Source organism: Agaribacillus sp. DX54, from assembly GCF_056858335.1.
On sequence record NZ_JBXEQE010000021.1, the window covers coordinates 23348 to 38096 of the forward strand.

Sequence of the window (14749 nt, forward strand, 5' to 3'; positions counted from 1 at the left end):
AAAGGTTCCCTGATATTTTCGGAGGAACAATTTATGTGCCAGGTGTATTTATACCTAAAAATAGCGATAATTTTTTTATGGTGTATTTGCCATAAAAACTTACCGACTTACTTCCTGAAATTATCTGCTATAACCAAATCTTTGGTACCGTGACTGTAATCATAAAACCCTTCACCCGACTTGATACCAAGCTTGCCTGCCACAACCATGTTTACCAGCAGCGGGCAAGGGGCATACTTTTGATCACCAAAACCTTTATGCAACACCTTTAAAATTGATAAACAAACATCGAGGCCTATAAAATCAGCTAATTGCAGGGGACCCATAGGATGCGCCATGCCCAGTTTCATAACCGTATCGATTTGCTCCACGCCTGCCACTCCTTCAAACAATGTATATACGGCCTCATTAATCATAGGCATCAAAATTCTATTGGCTACAAATCCGGGATAATCGTTAACTTCCACGGGTATCTTACCGAGTTTTTCAGAAAGCCTCATGATCTGACCGGTCACTTCGTCGCTCGTGGCATATCCTCTTATCACCTCAACGAGTTTCATAACAGGAACCGGATTCATAAAATGCATACCAATTACCTTATCGGGTCTTTTGGTGGCAGCAGCAATTTTGGTGATAGAAATAGAGGAGGTGTTGGTGGCCAGCACGGTGCTCTCATCGCAAGCCTCGTCGATTTGTCCGAAGATTTTCAACTTTAGTTCCACATTTTCCGTAGCTGCTTCCACTACCAAGCCCACATCCTTTAATCCTTCTTCGAGGCTGGAAAAGGCCGTGATGTTTTCAAGTGTTTTTGTTTTGGTTTGTTCATCAATTTTTCCTTTAACAAGCTGGCGATCCAGGTTTTTTTCGATGGTTGCCAGCGCTTTCTCCAAAGCAGCGGTTGAAATGTCGATCAGTGAAACGTGGTGATTATTTTGGGCAAACACATGGGCAATGCCATTGCCCATGGTTCCCGAGCCGATTACAGCAATATTTTTCATTTATGTTATTTATTTTAAATGGATTTCTATAATCCGCAAATATATAAACAAAGAAATTTCCACCAATATTTTGCCCCCCCCAGCCACAAAGAATCACACCCCCTCACCCTCACCCTCACACCCAAACTCCACACTCACACTCCATTTAATCATTGTTCTCAGAGTTGAATGGTAAAATCCAAGCGGAGTGTTGAAAGGGCTCCCAGGGTACTTCAGCCATGTTTACCGATGAGTCGATGTATTTTTGCATAGGCCTGCCGTTGAGGGATACTTTGGCGTGAACATAGATTTCGGGGTACAATCCGTCCCGTTTATTTTTTTCTTTAAGATACTGCGCAGCCTGCCAGATCATGTCAGGGCGTGACCCCATTTTACGGGCCTGATTGGCGGAAACAAACTCGGTTGGATATATTTTGCGGGTTTCGTGACTAACCGGGTCTTTTAATTCAAAATGCACATTGCCCCCTTTTGAACGCAACATCATTCGCCACGACATCCGATGTCCCTCCTCAGTCCATAATACATTGCCTTCGAAAAGATGATGGCGCAGCGGTAGGAGAACCTGGAAAGCGAAGTAAACCACCATTACCCCAGCCCATAAACCAAAATTTTTTGGTATGGTGACTGTCTCATCGGCCGCCGCCGGTATCGCCGGTTTCTTTTTAAAAAACAGGCTCCTGACTTTTTCCGGAGGAAAAAACAAAACCATCATGCCGATCATCAGATAAGGAAATATACCAATATGAAACACGGCGGAGTTAAACCCATGAAAAAAGAGCGAGATAATTACTCCCGGAATCCTGGTTTTTTTCCAAAGCAGCATTGGAATGATCAGCAGGTCATAAAAGATGCCACCATAGGCTACCAGGGGCACCATCCAGGCCTTCTCCAGCAAGGGACCGATGACCGGCAGTTTACTTTTGGCAGTAAACCACATACTAATAATCGATCCATCGATCCAGTCGGGATACATTTTGGCAATAGAAGCATAGGTAAAAACAATCCATAACTGCAAAATAAAAATACTATAACACCATCTGGGGCATGTGAGCTTTTTTAGTGCGGGCTTTCTTTTAACATCCAGAGAATGATACCGGTGTGCGGGCATCAACATCATGAGAAAGCACAAAAGAACCAATAAGTAATAATGGTTATTGTAATGAGATTTTTGCATCAGGTAAGTAAAGGTCCACATCACTGCGAAACCACTGATAGCGATCCGGTAATGCCACCCAAGCATCACCGCCAGGCCAAATACAGCCATGATTGCGTAATAAAAATACATGCCGTTACCTGTCAGTGGTTGCAGCCATTCAAACGCAATAAAAGAAAAAGTGAACTCGGGATCCACAAAGGTTTCTTTCACCCAGCCGGTGGCAATGGCCCCGGCACTTTCCATGATGATTAAAAATCCAAAAGCAATCCGTAATACAATAAGGCCGCTGTTGTCAACTTCTGTAAACAGATACTTCAGGAAAGGGCTTTGGGAAAGAGAGTGATTCACTGATCAAAGATTGTAGTTGAAACATTTATATTTAAGGTGCATAAATATACATAATGCAGCGACTTAGTGTGGCATTTTTAGACAATACCTTGTAAAATTTTTAATTAATTGATTTATTTTTGATTAAATGCAGCGTACAAGTAAGATCCTGCTAAGAATTTAATACAGAGTCAAATTATTTGTAAAAGTAACAACCGTACTTATGAAATTTTTAGAATTTGAAAATGGCGACCAAATGCCAATGTTGGGTTTAGGTACCTGGAAATCAGCGCCCGGCGATGTATACAATGCAGTAAGGGAAGCAATCAGAATTGGCTACAGGCACTTCGACTGCGCTGCCATTTACCGGAATGAGGTGGAAGTTGGACAAGCGTTGGATGATGCTTTCCGGGCAGGTGATGTGAAAAGGGAGGAATTGTGGATAACTTCGAAGCTATGGAATGACGCTCATGGCCAGGAAAATGTCGAGGCAGCATTGCAGCAGACACTGTCAGATCTAAGGTTAAGTTACCTGGATTTGTATCTGGTACATTGGCCGGTTGCGCTTAAAGCCGGTATACTTTTTCCTGAGAAAGGGGAGGACTTTGTGAGCCTGGAGGAAAGGCCTATACCCGAAACCTGGAAAGGTATGGAAGCCCTGTGCAAAGCAGGATTGGCAAGACATATTGGCGTTTCAAATTTCAGTGTAAAAAAACTATCTGAGCTGTTAAAAGCCTGTGATATTCGCCCGGAAATGAACCAGGTCGAAATGCATCCCTTTTTGCAACAGCCTGAGCTGGTAAGCTATTGTCATGAAAACAATATTTTCCTCACGGCCTATTCACCATTGGGTTCGAAAGACCGGCCTGATTTTTTAAAGTCAGAAGACGAAACCAGCCTTCTGGATAACGAAATTATCAAAAACATTGCTGATGCTAAAGGATGTTCACCCGCGCAGGCGCTCATTCAATGGGCCCTGGCGCGAGGTACGGCGGTGATCCCCAAGTCTGTAAATCCGGAACGTCTTAAACAAAACTTTGAAGCATCAAATGTGCAACTGAATACCGAAGATATGGAGAAAATCTCAAAACTCGACAAACGTGCCCGATACGTAAGGGGGGTGTTCTGGACAATGCCGGGTTCTCCCTACACAGTTGCAGACTTATGGGATGAATAGAAATTACATGATCAATCAATAATCTAAGGTGTGAGATGTCCCTGTTGTTTCCGGAGACTTCATAGTTTCCACAGAAGAATTAATACAAACTCTGAAGCTTATATCTCCGGAATTAATTAATCTTTGTCCTGATAAAAAATCGTGGTCATCAGGACAGGTGATTTTTTCTTAAACCCATAGAGTTTTTCATAGATTCTTGACTTTGTCTCCATTTTTTTCCTTGGATAATCATTTTTTTATAAAAACTGATGCTTTAAAATTTTCGTTTTTAGCCAAATTAGGCACATTTTGACCTGCTGTATACCACTTTAATAAAACGTGTACACCTGGTGTCTACTTACAAAAATTTCTACCTACCATATCATGAAATAGTTTTGCATCGAAACAAAATAAAAGCGCCATCACAAACAACCACAAAAGCGGAAAAAGAAAATCCCGAACGAATGGTATCGGATGCGTTATGAAAAAGAAATTGATTGACATGTTGGGGATCATTATTGCACTGTTGATTTTGCTCACAGGTTGGTTGGGAGCGTTAAAAGCAATGAAATCCGCAAGCGGGGAGGTGCTGATGTTTTACAATGAACTCAAATGCCAGGTTCAGACCAGGCACAGTTTTGCCAGGCATGCAAATATACGACAACAAACAGCAACCACAGACAACACGAGCTATCTGGCTAAAGAAGATGTTCCGGTAACCGGTTATTATTTTGATACGGTAACAAAGTAGATAGCAGCGCAGGTTGCTTTTTCATAGTTTTTTTTGGTTTGGGTGTAAAATGCCAACGCGGATTACGGTCCGCTTGGCATTGTTCCGGGAAATTTTTAACAAAAAAGTAATTAATAAAAATGCATTTAAAGCTGTTTTACCAATACAACAGATTGGTTTTTATGGGTATGCTTAGCGGTTCAATCTCGTGTTTCAGGCATGTCGGTAATATCATAGCTACTGATATTTCCTTCAATGGTGATACCGCCAAGACCGTTTGCCCCAATTCTTCCTGTAACCCCCAATTATAGGGTTAATTTATCCCCTTCAACCATTACAAAATTAGTAGTAGGGGAGACCGGGTATGAATTTTTGAATGCCATTTCTCCATAGGCTTCATAAATAGCGGCTGAAAACAAATTAGAAAAATCAAGAGAGACGATATCATCCTGGCAGGATACATCATATTCCGTATTTATTAAAGACTTTCCTTTTTTACCAAATCATTCCATATTCATGGTCGCGGTTTCGGCGCCGCTATGTGGAAGTGCTTTGAATTTTTTCGAGCGCCTTCAAAATTTTTTTTCCTCTTGACAGAAAACCCGGAGAGGCATGGGGGAGTTGGTCTTCAATGATAATTTTTAATTCATTTTTAAGTTCGGGAACTTTGTTTACTATATTTAATAAGACCGACATGCTGAAGACTTTAACCGCCACAGGTTCACTACGACATGAAAGCAACTGAAAACAGACATCTGCGGCTTCTCCCAATAACTCATCCGGCAGGTCAACGTTTTGTAATATTCTGACAGAGTTCCTTTTTACGGCGTCATGTACATCATTTCGCAGGTTCAATATCATTTTTTCCAGGTACGGTGTTATTAAAGAAGGGTATCTTTCACAACAGATACCAACTACCCAGGCAGACCGTTGTGTGATGATGTAGGTATTTCCAAGAAAAAGTTGCATTAACTCATCGAAACGTTCGGTATCTTCTCCTATATAGTCAGCCAGTTGAGAGGCATGTTTTTTTGAGTAATCCTTTAATATTGCGCTTTTTAGATTCATTGAATGACTTATGGTGGTTTAAAAAATTTAAAATTATTGTATTTTGGAAAAGCTTAAAACACTGTACACAATTTTGAAAGTAAAGTGATTAATAAATATTTTTATGCACTTGAGTGAAGAAAAGTATTGGTCCCAAATATCCAAAGTGATTAAATATAAGAAACTAACGCCAAAAATTTTTATTCAATGTTGAATTTAAGACAGCTAAAAGCCATCGTATTTGATGCTTATGGCACCTTATTTAATATAAGCTCTTTAGATGACCGCTTAGACCATTACTACGGAAAAAAGTCAAAGGACATTGCCAGGTTATGGCGCCATAAGCAATTGGAATATACCTGGCTGAGATCGTTAATGGGCAGGTATGAGCCATTTTCAAAAGTGACCGGAGATGCCTTGCAACACGCCTGCCGCCGGTATGCTGTGGAATTTACCAGGGATATTCTGGATGATATGATGTTGAGGTATCAGGTGGTGGCCGCCTATCCTGAAGTGCAGGAAGCCTTGGATCAGTTGAGGAGAAAACATCGGCTGGCGGTGCTCTCAAATGCCGATTACAAAATGCTCAAATCTGCAGTTGATCATAACAGCCTCGACCATATATTCGACCGTATCATCAGTGTCGATGTGATCAGCCAGTTTAAGCCTATGCCAAGTGTTTACCAACTGGCCATTAGTGGCCTGGAAATCGACAAAGAATATATTGCCTTCGTTTCAACTAATACGTGGGACGTGGCCGGTGCCAAGTCCTTTGGTTTCAAAACCATTTGGTTAAACAGGAATAACTCCCTTATAGAAAACCTGGATTTGGAGCCGGACTGGACCATCGAATCTTTACAGGAACTGTTGGTCTGATTATCATAGCATTATATCATCACCAATTTAATTGGGGATATTCCTTTTGCCATTTGCGAATTAAGATTAATCTTAGTATTTTATGATAGTAATGTAAACCCTGATTTTCAGCATTTGTTGATTTGCATTCTGGCAGCGATGCAAATTTCGACCCCCCGTATCAGGCCTGTATAGAATCGGAAAGCCGTGAATCAGGGTTGCATAGACAATCCTTCACAGGATTTTCGATTAAATATGACAATACCAGTTTATTAATTAAAGGGTTGTTTTTTCAGTTGAAAAATCACTGAAGAATACCCCTCATACAATTTACACTAAATTAACTATACCAATGGGAAGCCTTATTCATTTAAAAGTAAATGGTCAGTCACAATCCCACGAGGTGGAACCGAGGTTACTGCTTGCCTATTATTTAAGGGAAGTGTTAAACCTTACCGGTACCCATATAGGATGTGATACCAGCAATTGTGGAGCCTGTGTTGTTCTGGTAAACGGCAAGGCAGTAAAGTCATGTACAATGTTAGCAGTTCAGGCAGATGGCTTGGAAATTACCACCATCGAAGGACTGGCAAATGACAACGAGTTACATCCTATCCAGGAGGGATTTAAAGAACAGCATGGTCTTCAATGCGGGTTTTGTACGCCCGGCATGATTATGACTGCCGCCCAACTGTTAGCCCGCAATCCTGATCCTACCGAAGATCAGATTCGGGAGGCCTTAGATGGTAACTATTGTCGATGCACCGGTTATCATAACATTGTGAAAGCGATTCAGTATGCTTCCGAAAAAGTGAAAAAGGAGGTTTTCCATGACTAATATAATAGGAAAATCGGTTAAAAGGGTAGAAGATAAGCGGTTTATAACGGGAAAAGGAAGGTATACCGATGATATTGTTTTACCTGGCATGCTGCATGCACAAATCATCAGGAGTCATTATGCCCATGCAAAAATCCTGAATATCGATACCAGTGAGGCCGAAGTTATGGAAGGTGTCATAGCCATATTCACTGGCAAGGATATTGCGGAAGCCGGAATCAACGGTGTTCCATGTGGCTGGCAGGTGGATTTCAAAAATGGTGATACCATGAAGGAACCGCCACACCCGTTGTTGGTGGCTGATAAAACGCGGTATATGGGCGATTCAGTGGCCGTAGTGATCGCCCAATCAAAAGCGCTTGCCAAAGATGCGGCTGAAATGGTGAAAATTGACTATGAACCGTTGGAAGCAGTGGTTCATGCAGAGGAGGCTGTAGAGGAGGGCGCTCCATTGGTTCATGAAGACGTTCCTAATAACATTTCTTTTGATTGGGAATTGGGTGACCGGGAAAAAACTAATCAGGCAATGGCCCAAGCCGACCATATTACTACGCTTGAATTTGTGAACCAAAGATTAATACCCAATGCCATTGAACCACGGAGTGCTATAGGTGATTACGACAGCGCCAATGATAAATACACCTTATATACCAGCTCCCAGAATCCGCATTTGATCCGGCTGCTGATGTGCGCATTTGTACTGGGTATACCCGAACATAAAGTAAGGGTGGTATCACCTGATGTCGGGGGGGGATTTGGTAGCAAAATATTTCACTATACCGAAGAAGCCCTGATGACGTGGTGTTCGAGGCAAATAGGTAAGCCGGTGAAATGGACGGCGGAAAGAAGTGAGAGCTTTATGACGGACTGTCATGGCCGCGACCATGTAACCAAAGCTCAGATGGGATTTGATAAAGAAGGAAATATGGTAGGGTTAAGGGTAAAAACCTTTGCCAACCTCGGAGCTTATCTAAGTACTTTCGGTCCATGTGTTCCTACTTATCTGCATGGCACATTATTGCAGGGTTTATACACCACCCCTGCTATCTATGTTGATGTTACCGGCGTGTTTACCCATACTACCCCGGTAGATGCCTATCGTGGGGCCGGTCGCCCCGAAGCTACCTATCTTTTGGAAAGGCTGATCGATAAAGCAGCCCTGGAGATGGACGTAGATCCGGCAGCGCTCCGGTTCAAAAACTTTATTCCACCTTTTGACGGAGTCAACCAACCTGGCTATCAAACCCAGGTTGCCCTGCAATATGACAGTGGTAATTATGAACCTGTATTAAGAAGGGCAATGGATATGGTTGGTTATCAAGAGTTGAGGCAAGAGCAGGCGCAGGGTAGGGAAAATGGTAAATTACTCGGTATAGGCATTTCGACTTACATTGAAGCTTGTGGAATCGCACCTTCGGCTGTGGTGGGCGCTCTTGGAGCCAGGGCAGGATTATACGAGTCTGCCCAGGTACGCGTACAACCTACCGGAAAGGTAAGTGTATATGTCGGTTCGCACTCCCATGGCCAAGGTCATGAAACTACTTTCGCCCAAATAGTGGCCGACAAGTTCGGTATTGCTATGGAAGATGTAGAGATCATCCATGGAGATTCTGAGTCAGTAGCTTTCGGCATGGGAACATACGGCTCAAGAAGCCTGGCTGTCGGTGGTAGTGCCATAATGAAAGGCATTGAAAAAGTAATTGAAAAAGGCGCGAAAATTGCTGCTCATAAATTGGAAGCATCGGAAGATGACCTGCAATTTGAAGATGGGAAATGGACAGTAAAAGGAACAGATAAATCCATTTCTTTTGGTGATGTGGCCCTGACTGCCTATGTACCACATAACTATCCTGAAGGACTCGAGCCCGGGATGGACTTCGCAAGTTTTTATGACCCTGCTAATTTTACTTATCCCTTCGGCGCACACATTGCTGTAGTGGAAGTAGATACGGAAACCGGTAAAGTAGATTTGAAAAAGTTTGTAGCCTGTGATGATGTTGGGAATGTCATTAACCCGATGATCGTAGATGGACAGATTCATGGAGGTTTGGTGCAAGGCATTGGCCAGGCATTGTTTGAGGGAGCGATCTATGATGAATCCGGACAGTTAATCAATGGGAGTTACATGGATTATACCATGCCAAGGGCAGATGACTTACCCTCATTTGAAACCGACAGAACCGTGACTCCGTGTCCACATAATCCGTTGGGGGTTAAAGGTGCCGGCGAGGCGGGAACCATTGGCGCTACACCTGCAGTAGTCAATGCGGTTATAGATGCATTGGCCCCTTTTGGCATAAAAGATCTGGAAATGCCGGTGACCCCCGAAAAAGTTTGGAAAGCTATACACAATAACCCATAAAGCAGCATATTATGATACCTAGTAAATTTGATTATGAAAGGGCTAACACGATCGATGAGGCTATAAAATACCTTGTAGAGTATGGTGATGAAGCCAAGTTGTTGGCTGGAGGTCATAGTTTGCTTCCGGCCATGAAGCTGCGTTTAAATAGCCCGGTTAAACTGGTGGATATCAATCGTATACCCGAGTTAAAATATATAAAAGAGGAAGATGATACAATATGTATCGGGGCAGCTACGACGCACTATGAAATTGAGTCTTCCGAACTAATCAAAGGTAAAATCTCCATGTTGTCACAGATTGCGGGAAGTATCGGGGATGTGCAGGTGAGAAACATGGGTACAATAGGAGGGAGTCTGGCCCATGCCGATCCGGCAGCCGACTGGCCAGCCGGGATGCTTGCCACAGACGCTGTGCTTGTATTGAAAGGTCCGGACGGGCTAAGAACCATCGATGCCCATGATTTTTTCCTGGGATTGTATACCACTTCTTTGGCAGAAAATGAGATCATTACTGAGATAAGGATTCCGATTCCTCATGGTAATATAGGCACGGCCTATACAAAATGCATGCAACCTGCCTCACGATTTGCCCTGGTTGGTTGTGCCGCCATTATCAGTAAAAATAATGGCTTGTGTGATAACGTAAAACTGGCTTTTACCGGTGTTTCGGCCAATGCTTTTCGCGATGCTGCCGTAGAGGAGGCATTGACAGGACATGCCCCGGATGTCGATAACATCACCATTGCCGCCGAAAAAGCCGCATTGGATGCAGATGTCTTAAGTGATCACTTTGCGTCTGAAGATTACAGGAGGCATTTGGCTAAAGTTTATGCCAAAAGGGCCTTGATGGAAGCAGCAGACAATCTTTAATTAAATTAAAACATAATATCCAAGTTGTAAAAGCGGAATATGGTTTCCGCTTTTTTTAAATACCGAATGATTGTATGCAGTTAGAAAAATTAAGTCATGTTGAGTCATTGCTTAACAGTCAGGGATACATCACTGATCGGAAAATCGCCATGTCGGTCTTTTTATCAATGCAATTAAATAAACCACTACTCGTAGAAGGACCTGCCGGTGTAGGAAAAACAGAAATTGCCAAGGTAGTGAGCCAGGCATTAAAAGCCAAGTTAATCAGGTTACAATGCTACGAAGGACTCGATGCCAATCACGCTATTTATGAATGGAATTATCAGCGGCAACTGCTGCACCTGAAAATGGAAGAAGGCAGTGACAAAAGTATTGAGGAAAAAGAAAACAGCATTTTTAGTGACCGTTTTTTACTGAAAAGACCACTTCTGGAAGCGATTTCCCAGGAAGGGCCAACGGTTTTGCTCATTGATGAAGTGGACCGGGCGGATGAGGCATTTGAAAGTTTTTTACTTGAGCTTTTATCAGATTGGCAGATTTCAATCCCTGAAATCGGTACGATAAAAGCTGGTAGTATTCCAAGAGTAGTGATTACCAGTAACAGTATCAGGGAGCTGTCAGAGGCACTGCGGAGGCGCTGCCTTTATTTATGGATTGACTTTCCGGATTTTGAAAAAGAAATAGCCATAATCAAAAGAAAAGTACCCGATATCGACGAAAAACTCGCCAAGCAAATCACCCTGTTTATGCAGGAAATCAGAAAGATGAAACTGGAAAAGATTCCCGGGGTTGCAGAAACCATGGATTGGGCCATGGCACTTGCAGCCTTACATTTATCAAGCCTCGATCAATCCATCGTAGAAGATACACTCGGTATTATCCTGAAAGACTGGCAGGATATCAGAAATACGCAGGACTCTTTATCTGAATTATTTGAAAAAGTAGGGGTATCTTCCAAATTGAATGCCTGAACTAAAAGCAATATTGTGGAAGATTTTGTATCGAGAAGAACTTCATTGACTGAGCATATTATCTCCTTTTGTCGCTATCTGAGAGGTCATGGCTACAGTATTGGGCCAGATACCCAGTCGGATGCGCTGCGGGCGATGACTTTGGTTCGTATCAATTCATGGAATGATCTGTGTACCGTATTAAAACTGACCCTGACAAAAACCAAAAAACAGGCTGCCGAATTTGATAAATTGTTCGATACCTATTGGCGTGAGTTGAACAAAGCCGTAGACTCAAAAGTTAAACCATCTGATGAAACGGCAGAAGCACCTAAATCATCACCTGGGAAAAAGCCATCGTTCGATGCCCTTAAAAACTGGTTGTATGGAAATACCGTCGAAGAGCAACAGGAGATGGCCCTTTACAGTGACCAGGTTAGTCTGTCGCAAAAAGATTTTGCAACTTTTACAGATGATGAGCTTTGGGAACTTAAAAACATCATCAGAAAAATTGCCAAATCCATTGTCAATCGTAAAATGCGAAGATTTGTAGTGACACCTGAACATAAAAATATCGATTTAAGAAGAATAATAAGAAACAACCTGAAAAGAGGTGGCGAGATCGTAGATTTGTATTACAAAAAAAACAAGGAAACAGACCTGAATCTTGTAATTCTGTGTGATGTGAGCAAATCCATGGCGTTATACAGCCGTTTTCTCATTCAGTTTCTTTATGCTTTTCAACACGTTTACAGCCGTATTGAAACCTTTGTGTTCAGCACTTCTTTATATCACGTGAGCCCACAACTCGGCAATAAAAACTTCGGACTGGCTCTGAAGGGTTTAACAAAAAGTGTTAATCACTGGGCTGGTGGTACCAAAATCGGGCAATCTCTCAATGACTTCATCCAAAACCATAGCCAGCACTACCTAAGCAAAAAAGCCGTGGTAGTGATAGTTAGTGACGGCTGGGATACCGGGGATATTTCGCTGCTTAAACAAAGTATGGAAGAGATATACAGCACATCCGGCAAAGTTATATGGCTCAACCCACTGGCTGGTGCCCCTGATTTTAAACCGGACGTGGCCGGAATGAAATGCGCTTTGCCATATATTGACATCCTCGCACCTGTGCACAATATAGAAAGTTTGAAAAAACTACCTGGTTACCTGTTTAAAACCAGGCGAAAAAGAGAGGGGGTCAGGAATTGATTCTTCGCTTAAGATCTTCCACCCGGTTTATTTCTGTTTGCAATTCCCTTTTGAGTTTTCTTTCCTTTTCCAGGGTTTTCTTTTTGAACATTTCATACTCTTCCGAGACATCCCTGAATTCTTTTTCAGCATTTACAGTGATCTTATTGCTTTCTTTAAACTTATAAATGGCAATTCCCAACATTACCAGCAATGCAAATACAATGGACCACATCAAACCATGATAATTTTTCTTCGCCATACCTATTCCCAGTAAAGAAATACTGTCTTTTTCTTCTGTTACAGCGGTCAACTGCTGCTTTGTTTCTTCAAGACCTTTGTTGAGTTCATCAATGGTGGTTTGTTGTCCGTTGACTTTCTCCTGAGAGGCGGAAAGAGAAGATCTGACGGCTGAAAGTGAGTCAAGTGCATTGCCCCACATTTTATTGAGCCTCGATATTTTAACTACCTTAAAGTCATTGTAAGTACTGGATTTCCTTTTTACGTATTCAAACTGCTGGTTTAAGGAACCAGTATCCAATGGGGTTTTTTCAATAGTTTGGGCACTAAGCGTTATGCCCGCCAACAGTACAAACAAATTTGTATATAGCAATGCATTACGTAAAATGTATAATAATCGCATATTTGGTTGTTTGATTTAGTTAAGTCAATAGATTACAAATTAAATGAACAGTTTTTTGAGATCATAGATACAACATAAAAAAAATCCCAAAACTTTAAAAATTTACAAGGTTAAATGGGATAAAATGGAGATTTAGAAAGCCATCGACCTATTTTGAATGGTTCCGGAGGTTAAAAACACCATCACATACCCTTGCCACAAGACCTACCGGTGGCAAGAAAGCTTTTCCATCATTTACGTCTAATGTGCTTGTTTTCAGGAGTGAAGAGGAGAAAAATAAAAATACTAAAAAAATTAGTTTAAAATTTTTAAATACTACTAAAATTAGTATATTTGTTAATGTAATTAGCAAATAGAAAATTTCTAAATCACAGTGAGCTATGAAACCAAAAACTAATCTTTATTTTATCGCCCTGTTACCGCCTGAAGATTTAATCCATCAAATAGAAATGGCGAGGTTGCGTTTAGCAAAGCAGTTTAAATGCAGGGAGGCTTTAAAATTGGTGCCTGGCATTTCATTACAGATCCCATTTCAGCAACTTCCTTTCAGAGAAGAAATTATGATTGAAAAACTGAAAGGGTTTGCACAGCTTCAGTATCCTATGATGGTTAAACTCAATGGCTATGGGGCATTTCCTGAACATACCGTCTTTATTAAAGCACGACCTTCAGCTTCACTAAAGCTGCTACACCGGCAATTAGGAAAGTTTTTGAAGATGGAGTTGAATTTTTCTGACGATATGATTGGTCATAATGTTTTCAGGCCTCATATCACCATGGCAACAAAAGATATTAAATCCAAATTCAGAAAGATTTTCAATGAATATAAATCCGGAAAGTTTGAAGCGGATTTCATGGCCTCCTCGATGTATTTAATGAAACACAATTATTCACATTGGGAAGTATTGGAAGAGCTTGTGTTCAAAGGCGTAGGATATACGATGGATTTGTTCATGGATAACAATCAACTGACAGTCAGGGATTTGGTATTGGTCAGGTGAATGGATCGATATTGGTGAAAGCCAAACAAATAATATTTACCGACATGTTACAACCAAAAGTTTTGTAATGACTACTGACCACAGCAGTTATATTTTGATATGTCTCTTTTTAGATTTGGTTCTACAATTTCAGCACCCGGGAGTGGTGCTGATTTTGTTATTACCGATTCTTATTATTTAAAATGTTAATTTTATACCTGATTAAACACTTCAAGGTAGAAAACAATGAATCTGATCATCACTTTTGTGGTTGTTGTTTTGTTATTTCAAATAATCTTGTTCTTTGTTATCAGGGCCAGAAACAAAAGAATGAAAAAAGAAGATGTCATCGAAAAGTATGGTATCAAGTCGCCGGGTGATGCTTTTGAGTTGATGAATAATCCGGAGATACCGGAAGAAGACCGTATTAAAATTGAAAAAATTTACCGGGGTGAAAATTAACAGTATTATTCCTATTGAATATTCAAAATTCGATGGGTATCAAATCTCTGTAAAGCCAGTTTGTAAGAATAGATTTTGTAAGAATATTTGGAAAAACTAAAATGTATTAAAGACTAAGCGGATAAATAAAACCTTTACGGGTGGGTTTTCGTCTGCTAAAAGTAGTATTTAACCTGCTTAGC

General features: G+C 41.3%; 14 protein-coding genes. 10 read left to right on the forward strand and 4 right to left on the reverse strand.

All coding sequences use genetic code 11. The features are described 5' to 3' along the window. Nucleotides 1–107 precede the first annotated feature (107 nt). Nucleotides 108–998 (reverse strand): 3-hydroxyacyl-CoA dehydrogenase family protein, encoded by an 891-nt coding sequence (locus tag AC04NP_RS20000; RefSeq protein WP_482861709.1) that lies wholly within the window; start codon nt 996–998, stop codon nt 108–110. Between the two features lie 145 nt (nt 999–1143). Next, on the reverse strand, nt 1144–2502 hold the full coding sequence (locus tag AC04NP_RS20005; RefSeq protein WP_482861710.1) for an HTTM domain-containing protein: 1359 nt from the start codon (nt 2500–2502) through the stop codon (nt 1144–1146). 202 nt (nt 2503–2704) lie between these two features. On the opposite strand from AC04NP_RS20005, the gene AC04NP_RS20010 reads away from it, so the two are divergent. Together AC04NP_RS20010 and AC04NP_RS20015 are read left to right on the forward strand one after the other, a co-directional pair. After that, nucleotides 2705–3658, forward strand: a complete 954-nt coding sequence (locus tag AC04NP_RS20010) for an aldo/keto reductase (RefSeq protein ID WP_482861711.1) — start codon at nt 2705–2707, stop codon at nt 3656–3658. Nucleotides 3659–4118: 460 nt separating this feature from the next. Then, complete coding sequence (locus tag AC04NP_RS20015) at nt 4119–4388, forward strand: hypothetical protein (RefSeq protein ID WP_482861712.1); 270 nt, start codon at nt 4119–4121, stop codon at nt 4386–4388. Between the two features lie 516 nt (nt 4389–4904). Here AC04NP_RS20015 and AC04NP_RS20020 read toward each other — a convergent pair. Then, complete coding sequence (locus AC04NP_RS20020) at nt 4905–5435, reverse strand: hypothetical protein (RefSeq protein WP_482861713.1); 531 nt, start codon at nt 5433–5435, stop codon at nt 4905–4907. Between the two features lie 186 nt (nt 5436–5621). On the opposite strand from AC04NP_RS20020, the gene AC04NP_RS20025 reads away from it, so the two are divergent. From AC04NP_RS20025 to AC04NP_RS20050, 6 genes are all read left to right on the forward strand, one after another. Then, nucleotides 5622–6290, forward strand: coding sequence for a haloacid dehalogenase type II (locus AC04NP_RS20025; protein ID WP_482861714.1), 669 nt, complete (start codon nt 5622–5624; stop codon nt 6288–6290). Between the two features lie 331 nt (nt 6291–6621). Then, nucleotides 6622–7107, forward strand: a complete 486-nt coding sequence (locus AC04NP_RS20030; RefSeq protein WP_482861715.1) for a (2Fe-2S)-binding protein — start codon at nt 6622–6624, stop codon at nt 7105–7107. Beyond that, nucleotides 7100–9469, forward strand: a complete 2370-nt coding sequence (locus AC04NP_RS20035; protein ID WP_482861716.1) for a xanthine dehydrogenase family protein molybdopterin-binding subunit — start codon at nt 7100–7102, stop codon at nt 9467–9469. The genes AC04NP_RS20030 and AC04NP_RS20035 overlap by 8 nt, the downstream gene beginning before the upstream one ends. Nucleotides 9470–9480: 11 nt before the next feature. Then, nucleotides 9481–10341: an FAD binding domain-containing protein gene (locus tag AC04NP_RS20040; RefSeq protein WP_482861717.1), complete on the forward strand. Its 861-nt coding sequence runs from the start codon at nt 9481–9483 to the stop codon at nt 10339–10341. A 74-nt stretch (nt 10342–10415) separates the two neighbouring features. After that, complete coding sequence (locus tag AC04NP_RS20045; protein WP_482861718.1) at nt 10416–11312, forward strand: AAA family ATPase; 897 nt, start codon at nt 10416–10418, stop codon at nt 11310–11312. Nucleotides 11313–11327: 15 nt separating this feature from the next. Next, on the forward strand, nt 11328–12503 hold the full coding sequence (locus AC04NP_RS20050; RefSeq protein ID WP_482861719.1) for a vWA domain-containing protein: 1176 nt from the start codon (nt 11328–11330) through the stop codon (nt 12501–12503). On the opposite strand, the gene AC04NP_RS20055 is transcribed toward AC04NP_RS20050, so the two are convergent. Continuing rightward, a complete protein-coding gene (locus tag AC04NP_RS20055) occupies nt 12493–13125 on the reverse strand; it encodes a hypothetical protein (RefSeq protein WP_482861720.1) in 633 nt (210 codons plus the stop codon). The genes AC04NP_RS20050 and AC04NP_RS20055 overlap by 11 nt on opposite strands. 380 nt (nt 13126–13505) lie before the next feature. Here AC04NP_RS20055 and AC04NP_RS20060 point away from each other — a divergent pair, with 380 nt between their 5' ends. Together AC04NP_RS20060 and AC04NP_RS20065 are read left to right on the forward strand one after the other, a co-directional pair. Continuing rightward, on the forward strand, nt 13506–14126 hold the full coding sequence (locus AC04NP_RS20060; protein WP_482861721.1) for a 2'-5' RNA ligase family protein: 621 nt from the start codon (nt 13506–13508) through the stop codon (nt 14124–14126). A gap of 225 nt (nt 14127–14351) precedes the next feature. Continuing rightward, entirely contained in the window at nt 14352–14567 is a 216-nt protein-coding gene (locus tag AC04NP_RS20065; protein ID WP_482861722.1) for a hypothetical protein, read from the forward strand. Nucleotides 14568–14749 lie beyond the last annotated feature (182 nt).